Source organism: Streptomyces sp. NPDC005925 (assembly GCF_040638805.1).
Taxonomy (GTDB): Bacteria; Actinomycetota; Actinomycetes; order Streptomycetales; family Streptomycetaceae; genus Streptomyces.
Genome location: NZ_JBEXVL010000004.1, coordinates 251,499 through 272,348, shown reverse-complemented (window position 1 = coordinate 272,348; position 20,850 = coordinate 251,499). Strand labels below are relative to the sequence as shown.

The following is a 20,850-nucleotide window of genomic DNA, read 5'->3' as shown; positions in this document are numbered from 1 at the left end:
CCCCGTACGCGCATCCGGCCGACGATCACCACGGCCGGGTCGCGGCAACCGGCCTCCGGGCCACCGGCACTTCGACGGTGGGCGGCGACCGGGCCACCGGTACTTCTACGGCGACCGGCGACCGGGCCACCGGCACTTCGACGGCGACCGGCGACCGGTGACCGGGTCACCGCCGACGGGTCACAGCAGCCCGTCCCACATCTGCTCCAGCAGCACCGACCACCAGCTCTCCGGCGAGCCCAGCGCCGCCGGGTCCAGGGCCGCCAGCTGCGCCTGGAAGTCGACGGTCCAGCGGCCGGCCTGCTCCTGGTTCAGACCGAAGCGCAGCCGCCACATCCGGCCCAGCAGCCCCAGGCACCGCGCCAGCTCCGGCAGACCCGTGTTCACGAACTGCGGCGGCACCGGCGCACCGCCCGGACCGGCCTCCACCGGCACCGCGACGATGTTCGCCGTGCCGTACTGCACACACAGCGCCCTGCCGAAGTCGCTGCCCACCACCAGGTACGAGCCCGCGTCCGGGGCCGGCTGCACACCGCGCTCCGCCGCCAGCTCCGCCAGCGTCGGCACCGGACGCCCCGGCTGGGCCTGCGCCCAGAAGAACGGGCCGAGGTCCATCGGCAGGCCCGCCACCACCAGCGTGTGCGCCACCACCGGCGGCACGCCCTGCCGGGACACCGCGGCCTGCTCGAACCGGAACACGCCCGGCCCGAACGCCGCCGCCAGCTCCTGCGCGATCGCCTCCGGCGGAACCGGCCCCACGGGCTGCACCGGCGGCAGCGGCGCCCGCACCGGCGCCGGGCGCGCCGGCCCGTCCGCGACCTGGTGCAGCTCGCCCTGGTGGGCGAGGAGTTGCCGCATGCCCTGCTGCCGGCTCGCGTGATCCGCGCCGTACGGCGCGATCGACGTGATGCGGGCCTGCGGCCACTGCTCCCGGATCATCCGCGCGCAGTACGCGCCCGGCAGCTCGCAGGACTCCAGCTCCGTGTGCAGCTCCAGCACCTGGTCCGGCGGCACGTTCATGGCACGCAGCTCGTGGAAGATCTGCCACTCCGGGTGCGGCGTGCCCGGCGCGGAACGCCGGATCAGCTGCTGCTCGGAACCGTCCTGCGCCCGGTAGCGCAGCACGGCCTGGTAGCCGGGGCCGACCGTCGGCAGACCCTGCTGCGGGTAGCCGTACCCCGGAGGCTGCCCCGGCACCGGCCCGGCGGGCGGCGGCACCGCCCCGGGCGGCATCGGCTGCGGGGCACCCGGAGGCGCGGGCGGCGGAGGCACCCCGGGGCCCGCCACCGGCGGCCCGGCCAGCATCGTCTCGGCGTGGTGCACGGCGCCCCCCGCACCGCCCGCCGAGCCGTGCGCACCCGGTGCGGACGGCGGAAAAGGCGTGGGGCCCGACGGCGTACCCGGCCCGCCCGGAGCCCCGGGAGCACCCGGCGGGGGAGGCGGCGTGGGACCGCCGCCGCCCATCCGGCCCGGGTCGGCGAGCATCGTCGCGGCGTGGTGCACCCCGCCCGGAGGCGTACCACCGGGCGGGTGGGGCGGCGGCGTGCCCGGAGCACCGGGAGCGCCGGGGGCACCCGGAAGGACCGGCCCGCCGGGGCCGAGCGCCGACACCATCTGCGTCGGCACGTAACCACCCGCCGCACCACCCGCCGTACCGGGCGCGGACGGCGGCGGCGTGCTCCCCGGGCGGGCGCCCGGCGTGCCCGGGGCACCCGGCGGCGGAGGCGGAGTCACGCCGCCCCGCTCACGCCTCGGCGGCGGAGTGGCCTTGCTGGTCGCGGCGTCGGCGATGTCACCGGCGTCCGGCGCGAACGCCTGCGACGACTGCTGCCCCGCCGCCCCCGGCACACCCGCGGGCGGCGTACCGGGCGCGGCCGGCACCTGCCCCTGCGGATATCCGTACGGCTGCCCGGGCGGCGGCGTGCCGCCCTGCGGAACACCGGCAGGCGGGGGCGGCGCGGCCGGAGCACCCGGGAAACCCGGAACCCCCGCACCCTGCGATCCACCCGGCGCACCGGGGCCGCCGGGCGCATTCGGGTCGTCGACCGCCGGGGCCATGGCCGTCCGCGGGAGCCGGCTGCCGCCCTCCATCAACGCCGTCTTGGCCTCCGGCGTCGTCGAGGGCGGCGGAGGACCGCCCGCGAGGTCGCCGATCTGCTGCGCGAACACCGTCTCGGGCAGCGGTACGGAACGGTCGTCCCCCGGGTCCGCGTTGGTGTCCGTCCCGGCCCAGGGCGTCGCTCCGGCCGGCACGGTCGGCCCGGACCCGGCGGCCCCCCCGGGCACCCCGGCCTGCGTCTGAGGCAACTCCCCGCTCCCGGCCGGACCCCCGGAACCCGCACCCGAGGCAGCCACCGGCTCCTCGGACCCGGCACCGCCGCCGGCCGACTCGCCCCGGCGATCCGGAATGCCCAGCTTGTCCGCCGCCTCCTGCAACCACTCCGGCGGACTCAGCAGGAACGACGTCTGATTCAGATCCACCCGCGCCGGCGGCGCCGGCGCCGGATCGCCCGCCGTGCCCTCACGGCCGTACTCCTCCTCGTACCGGCGGACCACCTCGCCCACCGGCAGCGCCGGCCACAGCGTCGCCTCACCACTGTCCCGGGCGATCACCAGCCGCTGCCCGCCACCGTCCGAACGCGGACCGTCTGCACGGTCCTCCGCCCACACCACGAACCCGAGATCGAACTCCCGCACCCGCACCTCACGATGCTGGTACGCCGGCACATCACCGTTGATCCACTCTTCCGCGCGCTCCTGCGCCTGCGCGAACGTCACCATCGGTCAGCTCACTCCCCGGAAGAAACGGCGACGGCACGCGCGAAGCCGCCGTCCACCATCAGGTTCGCCACGGTCTCCAGCTCCGGCGGGGAACCCGCCAGGCGCGCGAGGAACGCGTCGAAGTCCTCACCGCACGGCAGCAACAGCCGCTCCATCCGCTCGGCGGGCGGCCACGACGCATCCACGTCGCGCGCGTCGTCGTACGCGCAGAACCACACCGAACCGACCCGCTCGCCCCGCACCTTCACCGCCAGCAGACCACCCTGCACGAACGCCACACACAGATAGTCCTTGGTCAGGTGATCACGCAGGCACTTGTTGACGTACAGCAGATCATTGACCGCCGCCTCGTCACGCACCGTGAAGAACGGCTGGTCCAGCAGCAGACCCAGCTCCGCGTCCAGCGCCGTACCCACCGGCGCACACCCGCCCGCAGCCTTCAGGAACGACCGGTACGCACCCGGCAGCCGGTACCCGAGATCCTCCTCGACCCCCAGCACCTGCGCCTCCGTCACCGCCACACCCGACTTCGGCAGCCCGAAGTGCGCCGGCCGCGTCTCCTGCAACGGACGCGTACCCCGCTTGTCCTGATCCGCCGACGACGTCGCGATCCCGCCGTGATGCCGCAGCAACGCCTTCACCTCGACCGGCACCAGCTCCAGCCGCCGCGACCCCACCACGTGATGCCACGTCCAGCCGTGCGGCGTCGCCACCGGCGCGACCGTGTCCCACAACTCGTGCCCCGACGCCGACAACGCCGCGTTCGCCGACACGTAGTCCGTCAGCCGCAGCTCATCGACCCCGAAACCCTCCGGCGGCTCCGCGATCTCCACCGCCACCCGCGCATACGGCGAGAAATCGGGGTACCCACGCTCATCCACCCGCACCCCCCTGGGATGACGGGCAGCACGGACCGGATCCGGGAAGTTCACGACCTGCCCGGCATAGGCCGCGTTCGGCGGCGCGGCGTGTCCCCCGGCCTGGCGGCCGTGAGGTGCCCCCAGCCCGAGCCGACCTGTCGTCATGGCGGTTGCCCCCTGCGGCGCACTCTGTACGACCCGCGGCGACCACCCTCGGCAACCACGACCCGTCTCGACTGTCACGTCCAAGATCACCGCGCGGAACGCGGTGCCGACAGCCTATGCCGTACGACGACACCGGTCACCGGTCACCGGTCACCGCCCCCTCCACTTCCGTAACCGGCCGACACCTCAAGGTGACAGCCGACCCCGCTTCTGGCGTGTCGCCCCGCCCCAGCTTCCCCACCAGCCACGCCATTTGGCACCCTGTGACCTCCGGGACACCCGGGGAGGAAGATGATCATGAACGCGACACAGGCAGGGCCGCACCCCGACCGGTCCGGCGACCCCCGCATCGGCTGGAGCACCGCCACCACCGGCCCCCACGACACCCCCCTCCTGCGCCACCGCCGCGACGGCATCCTCCCCACCGTCGCCGCCGCCCTCTCCGTCCGCGGCACCACCCTCACCGGCACCGCCGCCCGCGGCGACACACCCCCCGCCCTGCACCCCCTCGTCCAGGACTTCCTCGACGCCCTCACCAGCGACCAACGCGACCGCTTCACCGGACGCTGCGCCGAAACCATCCTCATCTCCCGGCACCTCACCACCGCCGACGAAGCCCGCAGCAAACGCGCCGCCCGCAAACCCATGACCAACGGCGAAGCCCGCAAAGCCCTCAAAAACGCCAAACTCACCGCCCGCCGCATCCGCGAAGCCGGCGACCCCCTCCACGGCAGCTACGCCACCCCCTGCCGCGCCTGCACCGCCCTCAGCGCCCACTTCGGCGTCCACATCGTCGACCCCACGACGCACCACCGCTGACCCCGGCCACCACCGACGAACGACACGGCGAGACGAACGAAGGGCCGATGCACCCCGACCGCACCCCGACCACCCGCTTCCCCGCACCCGTCGACACCGCCCTGCGCACCGCCGGCTGGCACCCCGGACGCCGGAACATCGAACAGGCCGAGATCTGGGCCGACACCCTCCGCGCCCACACCTCACCCGGCGGCCACCAGCACGACGTCTTCCCCGCCGCCGTCGAAGCCTGGGCAGAATTCGGCACCCTCCACATCACCCCCACCGGCCCCGGCCGCCGCATCGCCCCCGCAACCCTCCACCTCGACCCCCTCCACGGCCTCCACATGGCCCGCACCCTCGGCGACCTCGGCCGCGCCCTCAACACCGAGATCTCCCCCATCGGCGCCGAAACCGACACCCAGGCCCTCCTCGCCATCGACACCCAGGGCCGCGTCTACACCCTCGACCACACCGGCGACTGGTACCTCGGCCCCGACATCGACCACGCCCTCACCGCCCTCGTCACCGGAACAGAACCGGCCCGCCTGACCACCGCCTGAGACACCGCCCCAGACCGGCCAAACGGGCCAGAAACCCCGCAAACACGAGCCCTACACCGCCGGAATCACCGCCGACACCCGGAAACCGCCCCCGTCCGTCGGCCCCGACACGAACACCCCACCCAACGCCGCGACCCGCTCCTTCATCCCCACCAGACCATTCCCACCCGACGGCAACCGCGCCGACGACGCCGACGCCCCCTCCGGCGGCGGCTCGTTCTCCACCTGCATCGCGATCTCCGACACCCGATGCGCCAACCGCACATACGTCTTCGCACCCGCCGCATGCTTGTGGACGTTCGTCAACGCCTCCTGCACCACCCGGTACGCCGTCTGCTCCACCTCCGCCGCATACGACCGCACCTCCCCGTCCACCGACAGATCCACCACCATCCCCGCCGCGGCGGACTGCCCCACCAACTCCCCCAACTCCGACAGACACGGCCCCTCCCCCTCCGCCGCCCGCGAAGCAGCCGCCGCGGCAGCCACCCCCACCGCGGCCAACGGAGCCGCCGGCACCGACCTCACCCGCTCCCGCCGCGCCGCCTCCCCACCACTGCGCAACACCCCCAGCATCTCCCGCAACTCCGTCAGCGCCTGCCGCCCCATGTCCCCCACCAGCGCGGCATTCCTCACCGCCTTCTCCGGATCCTTCCGCGCCACCGCCTGCAACGCCGCCGCGTGCACCACCATCAGACTCACCCGATGCGCAACGACGTCATGCATCTCCCGGGCGATCCGCGTCCGCTCCTCATTACGCGCCCACTCGGCCCGCTCCTCCGCACGCTCCGCCAGCAACTGAAGCTCCCGCTCCAGACTGTCCGCACGCTCCCGCAGACTCTCCATCAACCGGCGCCGCGCCCCCACATACAGCCCCAGCAGCACCGGCGGCGCCGTCACACCCAACGACGTGGCGATCGCGGCGAACGGCATGAACCGGTCCCCCAGCGTCCACTCGCCCCGCGCCATGCTCTGCTGCACCCGCACGAACGTCACGATCAACGTCCCCACCAGCGACATTCCCGCCAGCGACGCGATGATCCGGCGCGGCATCTCACTGGCCGACAGCGTGTACAGCCCGACCACACCCATCAGGAAGCCCATCTGGGCCGGGGTGATCGCGACCGCCACCAGCACCACCGCGACCGGCCACCTGCGCCGCACCAGCAGCACCGAACCGGCCAGCAGGCCGAACACCAGCCCCGCACCGACCGGAATCCCGGCATCCCGCGCGAACGGCACACCCTCCACGGCACACTCCAGCGCGGACACCGTGGCCAGCCCTGTGTCGAGCAGCGCACCGCGCCATCTCCCCCACCACAACGGCCCTCCCCGGGCCGCCCCCTGGTCTTCCCCCGTCGAGGTCATGCCTCCAGCCTACGGGCGCGCGCACGACGTTTTCCGGCGAGTTTCCCGCACCCACCACCCACCACACCGAGTGGCAGACCGGAAGCGCAATAACGCGATATCCCTCGAACGACTGAATGATTCACGGACCACCCCCGGAACCCCACATTCCCCCCAGACCGTATGCCCATGGCACAGCCAAAACCCCACCTCCGGACCAGGGCCCGCGAGCTACGCCTCCAGGGCTGGACCTACGACCAGATCGAAGCCGAGCTCGACTGCTCGCGAAGCTCGGTGTCGCTGTGGGTACGGGACCTGCCGAAGCCGCAACGGCAGAAACGGACCCGGGAAGAGTCGTCTGCGCTCGCCAGACGGGGCTGGGAGGAGCGACTGCGCCTCCGCGAGGAGGAGCGGCAGCAGACCAAGGAGACCGCGAAGCGGGAGATCGGCGCCCTGACGGAACGGGAGCTGTTCCTGCTGGGTGTGGGGCTGTACTGGGCCGAGGGCTCCAAGGACAAGCCGCACGCCAGGCGGGAGAAGGTCATCTTCGTCAACAGCGATCCGAGCATGGTCCAGGTCTACCTGGCATGGCTCGATCTGCTCGGGGTCGGGCGCGAGCACCTCCGCTGCACGGTCATGATCCACGAGACGGCCGACATCCCGGCCGCTGAGCGGTACTGGGCCGACCTCACGGGCACCGACCGCTCCGCCTTCACCAAGACGACCGTCAAAAGGCACAACCCCCTGACGGTCCGCAAGAACGTCGGCGATTCCTACCGGGGTTGCCTCGCGATCAAAGTGGCGCAGAGTGCCGACTTGTACCGTCGCATCGAGGGCTCCTGGTACGGCATAGTGGAGTCCGTACGCGAAGCCGATCACCAGAATCGGACATAGCGAACAAACAATCCCGGATCGTCTAAGGGCAGGACAAACGGTTTTGGTCCGTTGAATGAGGGTTCGAATCCTTCTCCGGGAGCCACAGCACCACAGTTCCTCACCTTCGAGCCCGGCCGGCGGCAGCCCCGTCAGGACCCGCTCTCATGCCCCTCACAAATCGCCCCGGTATCCTGCGGTTGTCCACCCCACCCGAAGCCGAAGGGCATCCCGTGAGCGCCAACCGCCCGGCAGCCGTCGTCGTTCTCGCAGCGGGTGAGGGCACCCGTATGAAGTCGGCCACACCGAAGGTCCTGCACGACATCTGTGGCCGTTCCCTGGTGGGCCATGTGCTGGCCGCCGCCCGCGCACTGGACCCGCGGGAGCTGGTCGTCGTCGTGGGCCACGCCCGCGAGCAGGTGACCGCCCATCTCGCCGGGGCCGACGCCACCGTGCGCACCGCGGTCCAGGCGGAGCAGAACGGTACCGGGCACGCGGTCCGCAGGGCGCTGGAGGAGCTGGGCGGCGGGGTCGACGGGACGGTCGTGGTCGTCTGCGGCGACACCCCGCTGCTGACGGGCGAGACGCTGCGCGAGCTGTCCGCGAGGCATTCCGCGGACGGGAACGCCGTGACGGTGCTGACGGCCGAGGTGCCGGACGCGACGGGTTACGGCCGCATCGTGCGGGACGCCTCGGGTGCCGTGACGGCGATCGTGGAGCACAAGGACGCCGACGAGGCGGTGCGGGCGGTCCGGGAGATCAATTCGGGGGTGTTCGCGTTCGACGGCCGGTTGCTGACGGACGCGCTGAAGGAGGTCCGTACGGACAACAGTCAGGGCGAGGAGTATCTGACGGACGTGCTCGGGATCCTGCGCCGGGCGGGGCACCGGGTGGGTGCGTCGGTGGCGGCGGATCACCGGGAGATCGCCGGCATCAACAACCGTGTGCAGCTGGCCGAGGCGCGGCGCACGCTGAACGACCGGTTGCTGACCGAGGCGATGCTGGCGGGTGTCACGGTGGTGGACCCGGCGAGTACGTGGGTGGATGTGACGGTGACGTTCGAGCAGGACGTGACCGTGCTGCCGGGTACGCAGTTGCAGGGCGCGACGCATTTGGCGGAGGGGTGTGAGGTCGGGCCGAACACGCGGCTGACGGACACCCGGGTGGGTGCGGGTGCGCGGGTGGACAACACGGTGGCTTCGGGGGCCGTGGTGGGTCCGGAGGCGACGGTGGGGCCGTACGCCTATCTGCGGCCGGGGACGCGGCTGGGGGCGAAGGGCAAGATCGGGACGTACGTCGAGACGAAGAACGCGTCGATCGGTGAGGGGACGAAGGTTCCGCACCTGTCGTACGTGGGGGACGCGACGATCGGCGAGTACTCGAACATCGGCGCTGCGAGCGTGTTCGTGAACTATGACGGACAGGACAAACACCACACGACGGTGGGTTCGCACTGTCGTACGGGTTCGGACAACATGTTTGTGGCTCCTGTCACGGTCGGGGACGGCGCGTACACCGCGGCGGGTTCTGTGATCACCAAGGATGTGCCGCCCGGTTCGCTGGCTGTGGCCCGGGGCCAGCAGCGGAATATCGCGGGCTGGGTGGCCCGTAAGCGTCCGGGGAGCGCGGCGGCGAAGGCGGCCGAGGCGGCTTCCCGGGAGGCGGACAGCGCCGACTGACCGGAATATGTTGCTCTGAACACGGCGTACCGTGATAAGCGCACACCCGCACCCCACCAGCTGAGACGGCCTCTCGCGCCCAGCGGCGAGGTCTCCTTCACTCGGCTGTGAACACCTCTGAGGAGACAGTGCTGTGACCGGGATCAAGACGACCGGCGAGAAGAAGTTGATGTTCTTCTCCGGCCGCGCCCACCCCGAGCTTGCCGAGGAGGTCGCCCACCAGCTGGGTGTCGGGGTCGTACCGACGAAGGCCTTCGATTTCGCCAACGGTGAGATCTATGTGCGTTATGAGGAGTCGGCCCGTGGGGCGGACTGTTTTGTGATCCAGAGCCACACGGCGCCGATCAATCAGTGGATCATGGAGCAGTTGATCATGATCGACGCGCTGAAGCGTGCGTCGGCCCGCTCCATCACGGTGATCGTGCCGTTCTACGGTTACGCCCGGCAGGACAAGAAGCACCGGGGTCGTGAACCGATCTCGGCGCGGCTGATCGCCGATCTGATGAAGACGGCGGGTGCGGACCGGCTGCTGACGGTGGATCTGCACACGGATCAGATCCAGGGTTTCTTCGACGGCCCGGTGGATCATCTGTTCGCGCTTCCGCTGCTCGCCGACTATGTGGGCAAGAAGGTGGACCGGACGAAGCTGACGGTGGTGTCGCCGGACGCGGGCCGGGTGCGGGTGGCGGACCGGTGGTGCGACCGGCTGGGTGCGCCGTTGGCGATCGTGCACAAGCGGCGTGACAAGGACGTCGCGAATCAGGTCACCGTCCACGAGGTCGTGGGTGAGGTGAAGGGGCGCGTGTGTGTCCTGGTGGACGACATGATCGACACGGGTGGGACGATCTGTGCCGCCGCGGACGCGTTGTTCGCGCACGGTGCGGAGGACGTGATCGTGACGGCGACGCACGGTGTGCTGTCGGGTCCGGCGGCGGACCGGCTGAAGAACTCCCGGGTGAGTGAGTTCGTGCTGACGAACACGCTGCCGACGCCGGGTGAGCTGCGTGAGGACCTGGACAAGATCACGGTGTTGTCGATCGCGCCGACGATCGCGAGTGCGGTGCGTGAGGTGTTCGAGGACGGTTCGGTGACGAGCCTGTTCGACGAGCAGTGATCTCGCGGAGTGAACGGTCGCCGCAGTAAGGGTTCTGCACGTCCTGTCGGCCGACGTTGATCGCTGGTGATCGTTTTGGGTACGGCCTCTCTCGCCGAGTAGACTGCTGAAGTTGCTCGGCGAGGGAGGCCGTACCGCTTCGTATGGGGCGGGCGCGGCTGTCCGTTATCGACGCGCTCTTCGTAGCAGGCCGTTCGTGGCCGGGTGACCACGTCCGTTTCTGACTTCGAGGAGTGATCATGTCCGAGGTGAAGCTCACCGCCGAGACGCGTACCGAGTTCGGCAAGGGTGCCGCGCGTCGTATCCGCCGTGACAAGAAGGTTCCGGGTGTGCTGTACGGGCACGGTTCGGACCCGCTGCACCTGACGCTGCCGGGCCACGAGCTGCTGCTGGCGCTGCGTACGTCGAACGTGCTGATCGCGCTGGACATCGACGGCAAGTCGAACGAGCTGGCGATCCCGAAGTCGGTGCAGCGTGACCCGATCAAGGGCTTCCTGGAGCACGTGGACCTTCAGCTGGTGACGCGCGGCGAGCAGGTCACGGTGGAGATCCCGGTGCACACCGAGGGCGAGCTGGCCCCGGGTGGGAACCTGCTGGAGCACGTCCTGGACGCGCTGCCGGTCGAGGCCGAGGCCACGCACATCCCGGAGTCCCTCTCGGTGTCCATCGAGGGTCTGACGGCCGGCGCGTCGATCTTGGCCAAGGACATCAAGCTGCCGACCGGTGTCACGCTGAACGTGGACGCGGACGCGGTGGTCCTGCAGGTGCTGTCGGCGCAGGCCGAGGAGGCCTCGGAGGGCGAGACCGAGGGTGCCGAGGGCGCGGAGGGCTGATCCCCCGCTTCGTCGAGTGGTCGGCCGCTGTTCCCGTGGGGGACGGCGGCCGACGTGTATCAGGGCGCATGCAGGCGTGTCGTCAGAGGCGTGGCCGGGCGTGCGGCAGGACGCGTATCGAGGAGACATGGACGTGACGACCGACGCAGGGGCGCCGTGGTTGATCGTAGGGCTGGGCAATCCCGGGCCGGAGTACGCGCGCAACCGGCACAACGTGGGTTTCATGGTGGCAGATCTGCTGGCGGAGCGGGCCGGGGGGAGGTTCAAGCGGGCGGGTAAGGCGCAGGCGCAGGTCGTGGAGGGCCGGATCGGTGTGCCGGGTCCGGGGGGCCGTCGGGTGATCGTGGCGAAGCCGATGTCGTTCATGAATCTGTCGGGCGGGCCGGTGGGTGCGCTGCGGGATTTCTACAAGGTGCCGCCGGCGCGTGTGGTGGCGGTGCATGACGAGCTGGACATCGATTACGGGTCGTTGCGGTTGAAGCTGGGCGGGGGCGACAACGGGCACAACGGTCTGAAGTCGATGACGAAGGTGATGGGGCCGGACTATCACCGGGTGCGGTTCGGGATCGGCCGGCCGCCGGGGCGGATGCCGGTGGCGGATTTTGTGCTGAGGGATTTCTCGTCGGCGGAGCGCAAGGAGCTGGACTACTTCGTGGATCGTGCGGCGGATGCGGTGGAGTCGTTGGTGCTGGACGGTTTGGAGCGGGCGCAGGGGACGTACAACTCCTGATACGTCCCTCGGGGGAGTTGACTGGGTGTGTGGGCATGGCCAAAGATCGCGGCCATGTCTTCTGCGGCTTCCTCCTCTCCCGGTGCGTCCATTGCGCTGCGGTTCGGCCGGATGCTGGTGATGGGTGCGGTCGCCGTGCTGATCCTGGTCGCGGGGGTGTGGGCGTCGTGGGGGACGGCGCAGCACGTGATGCTGACGAAGGGCCGGGAGCGCGGCACTGTGGAGGTGGCGCGGTGCGGGGAGCGGTCGTGCACGGGGGCGTTCGCGCCGTTGTCGGCGGGTGCTCGGGCGCGGGATCGGGTCGTCCTGGAGAAGTCGGTCGCGGTGCGGGCGGGGCGGACGTACCCGGTGGTGGTGAAGCCGGGGAGTGACGACGTGGTGCGGTCGGGCCCGGCGGGGGTGCTGTACGCGTGGGTGCCGTTGGGCGGTGCGTTGTTGCTGGCGTCGGTGGTGGTGGCCGGGGGGCTGCGGCTGACGCGGTTGGCGTGGGTGCTGGCGGGGTCCGGCATCGCGTTGCTCACGGGGGCTTTCGTGGCGGTGTGAGCGGGGCGCGGGGGATGCCGGTTCTTCACGCGGCGTGCCGGTTTGTGTGCGCGTGTGGAGCAACTGGGTGTTGCGGCTCCGTGATTGACCTGCCCCGGGCATCGGCTGGAAGCTGAGCCGCCCCCTCCACATGTTTCTCTGCCGCCACTTCGAAGACGGACTGCCTCATGCGTACCCTTTCTCGCGCCGGCGTATTCGCCGCCGCGTGTTCAGCCGCTCTGTTCGCCGCTCCGGTCGCTCATGCGACTGCCTCCGGGGACAACGGCACGGTCAAGATTCATGACGCGTCGACCAGTGAGGAGCCGCGCCAGAACCAGCCGCACGTGTGCGCGTTCTATCTGGACGCTTTCGGTTTCGACGCCGGTCAGCAGGTGGACTGGCACATCGAGTCCTGGGCACCGACGGGCGGTGTGAAGGGCGAGACGGTGAAGTCGGGTGATCTCGCGCTGGACGGCTCGGGTCATGGCCGTACGGAGGACCTGTCGCTGCCGGACGGGCACTACAAGCTGTTCTGGAACTTCGACGGCGAGCACGGTTCGGCGAAGCACAAGGTGTTCTGGACGGACTGCGCGGAGGGTGAGGAGGGCGCTCCGGTGCCGTCCGCCTCGGCGTCCGCGTCTGCCGCGCCCGAGCCGGCCGGTGAGGCGGAGGCCGCGCCGTCGTCGTCCCCGTCGGCGCAGGGCGGCGGTGGCGGTGACCTGGCCGAGACGGGCAGTGGCGCGCCGGTGGGTCTGCTGTCGGGTGTGGCGGCGGCGCTGCTCGCGGCGGGCGGTTACCTGGCGGTGCGGCGCCGCAGGGCCGGCTGACGCAGGTCGTACGGCGGTGCCCCCGAGCCTCGTTGGAGGTTCGGGGGCACCGTTGTGTGGTGGGCGGGGACGGGTCAGCCGGTGTTGCGCAGGCCGGCGGCGACGCCGTTGACGGTGAGGAGCAGGGCGCGGGCGAGGAGCGGGTCGGGCTGTTCGCCGGCGGCTGCGGCGTCGCGCTGGCGCTTGAGGAGGGCGACCTGGAGGTAGGAGATGGGGTCGAGGTAGGCGTCGCGGATGGTGAAGGTCTGCTTGAGGACGGGGGCGGCGTCGAGGAGTTCCGGTTCGCCGGTGATGCGGAGGACTTCCTGGACGGTGCGTGCGTGTTCGGTCCTGATGGTGTCGAAGACGTGCCGGAGGTTGTCCGGGACGAGGGTGTCGACGTAGTGCTGGGCGATGCGCAGGTCGGTCTTGGCGAGGGTCATCTCGACGTTGGAGATGAAGTTGCGGAAGAAGTGCCACTGTTCGTGCATCTCGTCGAGCACGGTGTCGAGGCCGGCTTCGCGCAGGGCCCTGAGGCCTGAGCCGACGCCGAACCAGCCGGGGACGATCTGCCGGGACTGGGTCCAGCCGAAGACCCAGGGGATGGCGCGCAGGCCGTCGAGTCCGGCGCCGGAGTCGGGCCGCCGGGAAGGGCGGGAGCCGAGGTGGAGGTCGGCGAGCTGGTCGACGGGGGTGGAGGCGAAGAAGTACGCGGGGAGGTCGGGGTCCTCGACGAGGCGGCGGTAGGCGGCGTGGGCGGCGTCGGAGACGACGTCCATGGCGGCGTCCCAGCGGGCGAGGGCGTCGCTGGACTGGCGGGGTGCGGTGTGCAGGGCGGAGGCCTGCAGGGTGGCGGCGACGGTGAGTTCGAGGTTTTCCCTGGCCAGGGAGGGGACGAGGTACTTGTCGGAGATGACCTCGCCCTGTTCGGTGACCTTGATCTCGCCTTCGAGGGTGCCCCAGGGCTGGGCGAGGATGGCGTCGTGGGAGGGGCCGCCGCCGCGGCCGACGGTGCCGCCGCGGCCGTGGAAGAGGCGCAGGCGTACGCCGTAGCGGTGGGCGACGTCGCGCAGGCGGCGCTGGGCGCGGTGGATCTCCCACTGGCTGGTGGTGATGCCGCCGAACTTGGAGGAGTCGCTGTAGCCGAGCATGACTTCCTGGACGTCGCCGCGCAGCGCGACGAGGCGCCGGTAGGACGGGTCGGAGAGCATGTCCTCGAGGATGGTGTCGGCGGCCCTGAGCTCGTCGGTGGTTTCCAGGAGGGGCACGATGCCGATTCTGGCCCAGCCGGCGTGGAGGTCGACGAGGCCGGCTTCGCGGGCGAGGACGGCGGCGGCGAAGACGTCGTCGGCGCCCTGGCACATGGAGATGATGTAGGACTCGATGACTTCGGGTCCGAAGACTTCGAGGGCGCGCTTGACGGTCTGGAAGACGCCGAGGGTCTTCTCGCCCGCGGCGTCGACGGGTGCCGGGGTGGGCGCGAGGGGCCTGCGGGAGCGCAGTTCCTTGGCGAGGAGCTTGGCGCGGTATTCGCGGGGCATGTCGGCGTAGCGCCAGGATTCCTCGCCGAGCCGGTCGAAGAGCTGGCCGAGGGCGTGGTGGTGGGCGTCGGCGTGTTCGCGTACGTCCATGGTGGCGAGCTGGAGGCCGAAGGCGGCGAGGGTGCGGATGGTGCGGGCGAGGCGGCCGTCGGCGAAGAGGCTGCCGCGGTGTGCGCGCAGGGAGGTCTGGACGATGCGCAGGTCGGCGAGGAGTTCGGCGGTGCCGAGGTAGTCGCGGCCGGTGTGGTGGGGGGTGCCCTTGGCGAGGCGCTGCTTGGTGTTCTCGAGCTTCTGGCGGATGCAGGTGGCCTTGAGCCGGTAGGGCTCTTCGGCGTTGAGCCGCTTGTAGCGGGGGCTGATCTCGGGGAGGCGGTCGAGGTCGTCCTGGAGGGAGAGGAGGAGTTCCTCGGTGGCGCCGGCGTAGCGGATGGAGTTGGAGAGGAAGCCGCGCAGCTCGTCGATGGTGTCGAGGGCGTCGTTGATGCCGTGTTCGTGCTGGAGGATCAGGACGTCCCAGGTGACTTGGGGGGTGACGTTGGGGTTGCCGTCGCGGTCGCCGCCGATCCAGGTGCCGAAGGTGAGGGGGCGGGTGTCGTCGGGGAGGGTGACGCCGACGCGTTCGAGTTCGGCGGTGAGGTCTTCGAGGACGTCGCCGACGGCTCCGGCGTGGAGTTCGTCGAGGTAGTAGATGGCGTTGCGGGCCTCGTCGGCGGGTTCGGGGCGGACGACGCGGAGTTCGTCGGTCTGCCAGACGAGGTCGATGTTCTCGGCCAGGCGGGTGTCGTGGCGGCGCCGGTCTGCCTCGATGACGGGGGTTTCGAGGAGGGCGGCGACGCGGCGGAGCTTGTTGAGGACGGAGCGGCGGGCGGCCTCGGTGGGGTGGGCCGTGAACACGGGGCGGACGTTGAGGTTCTTGACGGTCTCGCGCAGGTGTTCGGGGTCGGCGTCCTTGAGGCGGTCGGCGGTGCGGGAGAGCAGGCCGCCTTCGGCGGCGCGCCTGGCGCGCAGTTCCTTGCCCCGGTGGACCTGCTCGGTGACGTTGGCGAGGTGGAAGTAGGTGGAGAAGGCGCGGACCAGCTTGGCCGCGGTCTCCAGTTCGGTGCCGCGCAGCAGCTCCGCGGCGGCTTCGCCGTCCTCTCGGGTGAGGCGGCGGACCTTCTCGACCAGGTCGAGCAGCTCGGGGCCTTCCTGCCGTACGAGGGTCTCGCCGAGGAGGTCGCCCAGTCGGCGGATGTCGGCACGCAGCTCGCTGCTCGTCGTCGTGGTCTGGTCGTCGGCACTGCTCACAGGTGCGGCTCCTTGCAGTGTTGAAGCTCGTCTGGAGGGAACCCGGTGGGCGTTTCCGCGCGGCGGGAGCCGCTTACGGGCCGGGCTTCCGGGAAAAGTTCAGAGCGGACCGCGCTGTCCGACCGAATCCAAGGATAGGTCGCCGGCCGGGCGCGCCGGCCGACGGGCTCTTGCCGCCGGGCGACACGCTGCCATACTTACGACGCCGTAGGTTACGGAACCGTAGGAAGTTCCGCACGGTTCCGCCGCCCGGCGCCACCATCCCTTTTCTCCCTCTACCCCACAGGGACGCCCATGACCACGAGTTCCGATGTGATCCCAGACGCGCCCGAGGCGCCCGACAACGAGCTGCCGTCCGCGACGCTGGGCGGTGAGCGCAAGCGCTCCGTGGAGCAGCTGGCGCTGCTCCTCTTCATCATCGTGCCCTTCCTGGCTCTGCTCGCGACGGTGCCGCTGGCCTGGGGATGGGGGGTGAGCTGGCTGGACCTCGGCCTGATGGTGTTCTTCTACTTCCTGGGCTGCCACGGCATCACGATCGGCTTCCACCGGCACTTCACGCACGGTTCCTTCAAGGCGAAGCGGCCGTTGAAGATCGCGCTGGCGATCGCCGGGTCGATGGCCGTCGAGGGGCCGCTGGTCCGCTGGGTGGCGGATCACCGCAAGCACCACAAGTTCTCCGACGCGGAGGGCGACCCGCACTCGCCGTGGCGGTTCGGCGAGACGGTTCCGGCCCTGATGAAGGGCCTGTGGTGGGCGCACATCGGCTGGCTGTTCGACGAGGAGCAGACGCCGCAGGAGAAGTACGCGCCGGACCTGGTGAAGGACCCGGCGATGCGGGCGATCTCGCGGCAGTTCGTGCTGTGGACGATCGTGTCGCTGGCGCTGCCGCCGGTGATCGGCGGCCTGGTGACGTGGTCGTGGTGGGGCGCGTTCACGGCGTTCTTCTGGGGTTCGCTGGTCCGGGTGGCCCTGCTGCACCATGTGACGTGGTCGATCAACTCGATCTGTCACGCGGTGGGCAAGCGCCCGTTCAAGTCGCGTGACCGCTCGGGCAACGTGTGGTGGCTGGCGATCCTGTCGTGCGGGGAGTCCTGGCACAACCTGCACCACGCCGACCCGACGTCCGCCCGGCACGGGGTGGAGCGGGGCCAGCTGGACTCCTCGGCGCGGCTGATCCACTGGTTCGAGAAGGCGGGCTGGGCGTACGACGTGAGGTGGCCGTCCCCCTCACGTATCGATGCGCGCCGCACCGACGGGGAAGGCGGCTCCCGCAGGGGGAAGGCGACCGCCGAAGCGGCATGATTGATGCCGTGGCCACCGATTCCAGCAGCAATACCAGCAACGACAAACCGCGGCGGGCCCGTCGCACCCGGATGACCGGGGCCGAGCGGCGTCAGCAGCTGCTGGAGATCGGACGGACCCTCTTCGCCACGAAGGGCTTCGAGGGCACGTCGGTGGAGGAGATCGCGGCGAAGGCCGGGGTGTCCAAGCCGGTGGTGTACGAGCACTTCGGCGGCAAGGAGGGCCTGTACGCGGTCGTGGTGGACCGTGAGATGCGTCGCCTGCTGGACATGGTGACCAGTTCCCTCACGGCCGGCCATCCGCGTGAGCTGTGCGAGCAGGCCGCGTTCGCCCTGCTGGACTACATCGAGGAGTACACGGACGGGTTCCGCATCCTGGTCCGTGACTCCCCCATCCCCCAGTCCACGGGTTCCTTCGCGTCCCTCATCTCGGACATCGCCACCCAGGTGGAGGACATCCTGGGCCGCGAGTTCAAGAACCGCGGCTTCGACTCGAAGCTGGCCCCGCTGTACGCGCAGGCGCTGGTGGGGATGGTCGCGCTGACGGGCCAGTGGTGGCTGGACGTCCGCAAGCCGAAGAAGGCCGAGGTGGCGGCCCACCTGGTGAACCTGGCCTGGCACGGCCTGGACGGGCTGGAGCCGAAGCCCCGGTTGATAGGGCATCGGAAGAACTGACGCGGAGGTCCGCGGGGTGCCCCCCTGCGGACCTCCGTGCGTGGCGCCCGGTGTCGTCGAGGCGGCCGGGCGACTGGACGCACGGGTCGCTCCGGTCGGCCGGCGGCACGCGGTCTCTGTCCCGACCGGGCGGGGCAGGTGGTCACGCCGCTCGGCTCTCTCCCCCGCGCCGTAGGCGGGCTTCAGTTGTCCGGCTCCAGGAACTCCAGCCGGTTGCCGACGGGGTCCTCGGAGTAGAAGCGCCGGTGACCGGGGAGTTCGTCGTCCCAGGTCACCGGTGCCCCGCGGGTCCGCAGCCGGGCGGCGTACGCCTCGATCCCGGTGACCCGCAGCCCCGGGTGGGCCTTCTTCACGGGCCGGAAGCCCTCCGTCTCGATGCCCAGGTGGAGCCGCGCGATCCCGGCCCCGAACCAGCAGCCGCCCCGGGCGGCGAGCGCGGCGGGCTTGGGGATCTCGGTCATGCCGAGGACATCGACGTAGAAGGTGCGCAGCCGCTCTTCCGAGCCGGGCGGCGCGGCGAGCTGAACGTGGTCGACGGTGCTGATCATCAGCTCTCCTTGCGGGCCACCGCGAACACCCTGCGGAACGGGAACGGGGTGCCGTACGGGCCCGGCGGGTAGGCCTCGCGCAGGGCGTCGCGGTATTCGCCGATGAAGGCGTCCCGTTCCTCGGGGTGGGCGGCCAGGGCGTCCAGGACCGGCCGCAGGCCCGTGCCGCTCACCCAGTCGAGGACGGGGTCCTCGCCCTGGAGGAGGTGGACGTACGTCGTCTCCCACACGTCGGCGGTGCAGCCGAGGGCGGTGAGGCGGGCGAGGTAGGCCTCGGGCGCGAGGACGGCGTCGTCGTGGCGCAGGACTCCGGCGAGGCGGTCGCGCCGGTGCGGGGAGTCGGCGAGGCCGCGCATCAGGCGGTGGCTGGGGGCGTCGAAGTTGCCGGGGAGCTGGAAGGCGAGGGTGCCGCCGGGGGCCAGGGCGGTGATCCAGTGCGCGAAGAGGTCGCTGTGGCCCGGGATCCACTGGAGGGTGGCGTTGCTGACGATCAGGTCGTACGGCCCGTCGGGTGTCCAGGTGCGGACGTCGGCGGGTGCGAAGGCGATGCTGCCGCCGCCGGGTGTGGGGCCGGCGTACCGGCGGGCCCGGTCGAGCATCTCGGGCGAGTTGTCGTAGCCGGTGACTTGGGCGGTGGGCCAGCGGCCGGCGAGCAGGGTGGTGACGTTGCCGGGGCCGCAGCCGAGGTCGGCGATGCGCGGCGGCTCCGTGGGGAGGTCCGCCACGCGCGCGAGGAGGTCCGTGAAGGGGCGGGCGCGGTGGCCGGCGTGGCGCAGGTACTGGGCAGGGTCCCAGGTGGGGGCGGTGGGCATGGGTCGCGGTCCTCCTGTTTGCCGTGGTGGGCGGGTACCCACCCTCACCCCCATTCCACTTGACGTCAAGATACTTGACATCAAGAGACTTCACATCGACACAACCACTACACTGATCGTCATGGAGGACGAGGTCGATCGGCTGGTCGCAGCGTGGCGCCGGGAGCGCCCGGACCTCGACGTGGAACCGCTCGAGGTACTCAGCCGGGTGAGCAGACTGGCCCGGCACCTGGACCGCGCGCGCCGGCTGGCCTTCGCGGAGCACAGCCTGGAGCCCTGGGAGTTCGACGTCCTGACGGCGCTCAGACGCGCGGGCACCCCGTACCAGCTCTCGCCGGGGCAACTGCTGACGCAGACCCTGGTCACGTCGGGCACGATGACGAACCGGATCGACCGCCTCGCCAAGAAGGGCCTGGTGGAGCGGCTGCCCGACCCCAGCGACCGGCGCGGTGTGCTGGTGCGGCTGACCGACGAGGGCCGCGACCGCGCCGACCAGGCACTGGCCGGGCTGCTGGAGCAGGAGCGGGCGATCCTCGGGGAGCTGTCCCGCGCCCAGCGCGGCGAGCTGGCCGGCCTGCTACGCCAGCTGACCGCCCCGTTCGACAACATCCACGGCTAGGTCCGCCGGGCCGACGCCCGCCCGGCGGGCGAGGGCGACCGCGGCGAGCGTGGAGTGCACGCCCAGCTTGCCCAGGACGTTCTGCATGTGGGTGCGGACCGTGTGCGGGGACAGGTACAGCCGCTCGGCGACCGCCTTGCGGCCGAGGCCCGCGACCATGCAGCGCAGCACCTCCCGCTCGCGCGGGGTCAGCGACTCCACCAGCCGTTCACTCTCGGTGCGGTGTTTGCGGGCGGCCGTCAGCTCGCGCAGGACGCCGGTGAGCAGGGCGGGCGGCAGATGCGTCTCGTCGCGCAGCACGCCCCGTACGACCGCGAGCAGACGGGACAGGGAGCAGTCCTTGGCGACCCAGCCGGAGGCCCCCGCCTGCAGGGCGAGGGCGGCACGGCGCGGGTCGTCCCGCTCGGCGAGGACCACGGTCCGGACGTTCGGGTGTGCGGTGCGCACCCCGCAGACCAGGGAGATCCCGTCGACCAGGCCGTCCTCGTCGCCCGCGCGGACCGCGACGGCCGGCCGGGCGGCCGGCACCGTGCCGCCGAGGTCGGCGTCGATGAGCAGCACGTCGAGGCGGCGTCCCTCGCCCGCCGCCCGTTCCAGGCAGCGCAGCGCGGCGGGCCCGCTGCCCGCCGCGGACACGTCCACGTCGGGTTCGGCGGCCAGGGCCGCGGCGAGCGACTCGGCGAAGATGCGATGGTCGTCGACGACCAGCACTCGGATGCGGACCACGAAACCCCAACCCCCTTCCCCAGGCTCCCGCGGAGCTGGGGTGACCATTGTCGGAGGACGGCACCGTCACGGATACGGCGCCGATGAGCCAACTGTCCGGTTGACCACTGCCCGAGCCGGATCGCCGCACCCCGCACGGCCGCCGCCGCGCAGAGACCGCTACCCCGCTTCGGGCGCCGTACCCGGTGTCTCGCCCCCTGAGCTGCGCCGCCCCCACCGGCGCGCTCTGCACCAGAGTACGGACGGCGCCGGGGTGCGGAAGGCTCTGTG

At 71.3% G+C, this 20,850-nt stretch carries 19 protein-coding genes and 1 tRNA gene; 13 read left to right on the top strand and 7 right to left on the bottom strand.

The features are described 5' to 3' along the window. Window positions 1–180 precede the first annotated feature (180 nt). Complete coding sequence (locus ABZ354_RS08110; RefSeq protein WP_358654169.1) at window positions 181–2,781, bottom strand: SUKH-4 family immunity protein; 2,601 nt, start codon at window positions 2,779–2,781, stop codon at window positions 181–183. Between the two features lie 8 nt (window positions 2,782–2,789). After that, window positions 2,790–3,806, bottom strand: coding sequence for an SMI1/KNR4 family protein (locus ABZ354_RS08105; protein WP_358654351.1), 1,017 nt, complete (start codon window positions 3,804–3,806; stop codon window positions 2,790–2,792). A gap of 297 nt (window positions 3,807–4,103) precedes the next feature. On the opposite strand from ABZ354_RS08105, the gene ABZ354_RS08100 reads away from it, so the two are divergent. Together ABZ354_RS08100 and ABZ354_RS08095 are read left to right on the top strand one after the other, a co-directional pair. Then, window positions 4,104–4,625 carry a YwqJ-related putative deaminase gene (locus ABZ354_RS08100; RefSeq protein ID WP_358654167.1) on the top strand — a complete coding sequence of 174 codons (522 nt, stop codon included), beginning with the start codon at window positions 4,104–4,106 and terminating at the stop codon, window positions 4,623–4,625. A 47-nt stretch (window positions 4,626–4,672) separates the two neighbouring features. Then, entirely contained in the window at window positions 4,673–5,167 is a 495-nt protein-coding gene (locus ABZ354_RS08095; RefSeq protein WP_358654165.1) for an SUKH-3 domain-containing protein, read from the top strand. A 51-nt stretch (window positions 5,168–5,218) separates the two neighbouring features. On the opposite strand, the gene ABZ354_RS08090 is transcribed toward ABZ354_RS08095, so the two are convergent. After that, the gene (locus ABZ354_RS08090) at window positions 5,219–6,535 is read right to left on the bottom strand and encodes a histidine kinase (protein WP_358654163.1); all 1,317 of its coding nucleotides are present in this window, start codon (window positions 6,533–6,535) and stop codon (window positions 5,219–5,221) included. A gap of 168 nt (window positions 6,536–6,703) precedes the next feature. Between ABZ354_RS08090 and ABZ354_RS08085 the strand changes: the two genes are divergently transcribed. The 8 genes from ABZ354_RS08085 to ABZ354_RS08050 all read left to right on the top strand — a co-directional run bounded on the left by ABZ354_RS08085 (window position 6,704) and on the right by ABZ354_RS08050 (window position 13,092). Beyond that, window positions 6,704–7,408, top strand: a complete 705-nt coding sequence (locus tag ABZ354_RS08085) for a hypothetical protein (RefSeq protein WP_358654161.1) — start codon at window positions 6,704–6,706, stop codon at window positions 7,406–7,408. Window positions 7,409–7,419: 11 nt separating this feature from the next. Then, window positions 7,420–7,493: transfer RNA gene (locus tag ABZ354_RS08080), tRNA-Gln, on the top strand. 127 nt (window positions 7,494–7,620) lie between these two features. Continuing rightward, the gene (gene glmU / locus ABZ354_RS08075; RefSeq protein WP_358654159.1) at window positions 7,621–9,066 is read left to right on the top strand and encodes a bifunctional UDP-N-acetylglucosamine diphosphorylase/glucosamine-1-phosphate N-acetyltransferase GlmU; all 1,446 of its coding nucleotides are present in this window, start codon (window positions 7,621–7,623) and stop codon (window positions 9,064–9,066) included. 133 nt (window positions 9,067–9,199) lie between these two features. After that, window positions 9,200–10,180, top strand: a complete 981-nt coding sequence (locus ABZ354_RS08070) for a ribose-phosphate diphosphokinase (RefSeq protein ID WP_358654157.1) — start codon at window positions 9,200–9,202, stop codon at window positions 10,178–10,180. A 239-nt stretch (window positions 10,181–10,419) separates the two neighbouring features. Further along, the gene (locus tag ABZ354_RS08065; RefSeq protein WP_358654155.1) at window positions 10,420–11,013 is read left to right on the top strand and encodes a 50S ribosomal protein L25/general stress protein Ctc; all 594 of its coding nucleotides are present in this window, start codon (window positions 10,420–10,422) and stop codon (window positions 11,011–11,013) included. 127 nt (window positions 11,014–11,140) lie between these two features. Next, window positions 11,141–11,743: an aminoacyl-tRNA hydrolase gene (gene pth, locus ABZ354_RS08060; protein ID WP_358654153.1), complete on the top strand. Its 603-nt coding sequence runs from the start codon at window positions 11,141–11,143 to the stop codon at window positions 11,741–11,743. Between the two features lie 54 nt (window positions 11,744–11,797). Next, window positions 11,798–12,286: a hypothetical protein gene (locus ABZ354_RS08055; RefSeq protein WP_358654151.1), complete on the top strand. Its 489-nt coding sequence runs from the start codon at window positions 11,798–11,800 to the stop codon at window positions 12,284–12,286. 167 nt (window positions 12,287–12,453) lie between these two features. Continuing rightward, window positions 12,454–13,092, top strand: coding sequence for an LPXTG cell wall anchor domain-containing protein (locus tag ABZ354_RS08050; RefSeq protein WP_358654149.1), 639 nt, complete (start codon window positions 12,454–12,456; stop codon window positions 13,090–13,092). A 74-nt stretch (window positions 13,093–13,166) separates the two neighbouring features. Here ABZ354_RS08050 and ppc read toward each other — a convergent pair whose 3' ends face one another. After that, on the bottom strand, window positions 13,167–15,899 hold the full coding sequence (gene ppc / locus ABZ354_RS08045) for a phosphoenolpyruvate carboxylase (protein WP_358654147.1): 2,733 nt from the start codon (window positions 15,897–15,899) through the stop codon (window positions 13,167–13,169). Window positions 15,900–16,193: 294 nt separating this feature from the next. Between ppc and ABZ354_RS08040 the strand changes: the two genes are divergently transcribed. Then, a complete protein-coding gene (locus tag ABZ354_RS08040; RefSeq protein WP_358654145.1) occupies window positions 16,194–17,201 on the top strand; it encodes a fatty acid desaturase in 1,008 nt (335 codons plus the stop codon). Continuing rightward, on the top strand, window positions 17,198–17,875 hold the full coding sequence (locus ABZ354_RS08035) for a TetR/AcrR family transcriptional regulator (protein WP_358654143.1): 678 nt from the start codon (window positions 17,198–17,200) through the stop codon (window positions 17,873–17,875). Before ABZ354_RS08040 ends, ABZ354_RS08035 begins: the two co-directional genes overlap by 4 nt. A 182-nt stretch (window positions 17,876–18,057) precedes the next feature. Here ABZ354_RS08035 and ABZ354_RS08030 read toward each other — a convergent pair whose 3' ends face one another. Next, a complete protein-coding gene (locus ABZ354_RS08030) occupies window positions 18,058–18,423 on the bottom strand; it encodes a VOC family protein (RefSeq protein ID WP_358654141.1) in 366 nt (121 codons plus the stop codon). Then, complete coding sequence (locus ABZ354_RS08025; RefSeq protein ID WP_358654139.1) at window positions 18,423–19,235, bottom strand: trans-aconitate 2-methyltransferase; 813 nt, start codon at window positions 19,233–19,235, stop codon at window positions 18,423–18,425. Before ABZ354_RS08025 ends, ABZ354_RS08030 begins: the two co-directional genes overlap by 1 nt. 121 nt (window positions 19,236–19,356) lie before the next feature. Between ABZ354_RS08025 and tamR the strand changes: the two genes are divergently transcribed. Beyond that, complete coding sequence (tamR, locus tag ABZ354_RS08020; protein ID WP_358654137.1) at window positions 19,357–19,854, top strand: MarR family transcriptional regulator TamR; 498 nt, start codon at window positions 19,357–19,359, stop codon at window positions 19,852–19,854. Here tamR and ABZ354_RS08015 read toward each other — a convergent pair. Further along, entirely contained in the window at window positions 19,813–20,580 is a 768-nt protein-coding gene (locus ABZ354_RS08015; RefSeq protein ID WP_358654135.1) for a response regulator transcription factor, read from the bottom strand. The two genes, tamR and ABZ354_RS08015, sit on opposite strands and share 42 nt — an antisense overlap. Window positions 20,581–20,850 lie beyond the last annotated feature (270 nt).

Coding starts and splice junctions, on each gene's coding strand:
- ABZ354_RS08110 (WP_358654169.1), bottom strand. CDS start 2,781: ATGGTGACGTTCGCGCAGGCGCAGGAGCGCGCGGAAGAGTGGATCAAC.
- ABZ354_RS08105 (WP_358654351.1), bottom strand. CDS start 3,806: ATGACGACAGGTCGGCTCGGGCTGGGGGCACCTCACGGCCGCCAGGCC.
- ABZ354_RS08100 (WP_358654167.1), top strand. CDS start 4,104: ATGAACGCGACACAGGCAGGGCCGCACCCCGACCGGTCCGGCGACCCC.
- ABZ354_RS08095 (WP_358654165.1), top strand. CDS start 4,673: ATGCACCCCGACCGCACCCCGACCACCCGCTTCCCCGCACCCGTCGAC.
- ABZ354_RS08090 (WP_358654163.1), bottom strand. CDS start 6,535: ATGACCTCGACGGGGGAAGACCAGGGGGCGGCCCGGGGAGGGCCGTTG.
- ABZ354_RS08085 (WP_358654161.1), top strand. CDS start 6,704: ATGGCACAGCCAAAACCCCACCTCCGGACCAGGGCCCGCGAGCTACGC.
- ABZ354_RS08065 (WP_358654155.1), top strand. CDS start 10,420: ATGTCCGAGGTGAAGCTCACCGCCGAGACGCGTACCGAGTTCGGCAAG.
- pth (WP_358654153.1), top strand. CDS start 11,141: ATGGACGTGACGACCGACGCAGGGGCGCCGTGGTTGATCGTAGGGCTG.
- ABZ354_RS08055 (WP_358654151.1), top strand. CDS start 11,798: ATGTCTTCTGCGGCTTCCTCCTCTCCCGGTGCGTCCATTGCGCTGCGG.
- ABZ354_RS08050 (WP_358654149.1), top strand. CDS start 12,454: ATGCGTACCCTTTCTCGCGCCGGCGTATTCGCCGCCGCGTGTTCAGCC.
- ABZ354_RS08040 (WP_358654145.1), top strand. CDS start 16,194: ATGACCACGAGTTCCGATGTGATCCCAGACGCGCCCGAGGCGCCCGAC.
- ABZ354_RS08035 (WP_358654143.1), top strand. CDS start 17,198: ATGATTGATGCCGTGGCCACCGATTCCAGCAGCAATACCAGCAACGAC.
- ABZ354_RS08030 (WP_358654141.1), bottom strand. CDS start 18,423: ATGATCAGCACCGTCGACCACGTTCAGCTCGCCGCGCCGCCCGGCTCG.
- ABZ354_RS08025 (WP_358654139.1), bottom strand. CDS start 19,235: ATGCCCACCGCCCCCACCTGGGACCCTGCCCAGTACCTGCGCCACGCC.
- tamR (WP_358654137.1), top strand. CDS start 19,357: ATGGAGGACGAGGTCGATCGGCTGGTCGCAGCGTGGCGCCGGGAGCGC.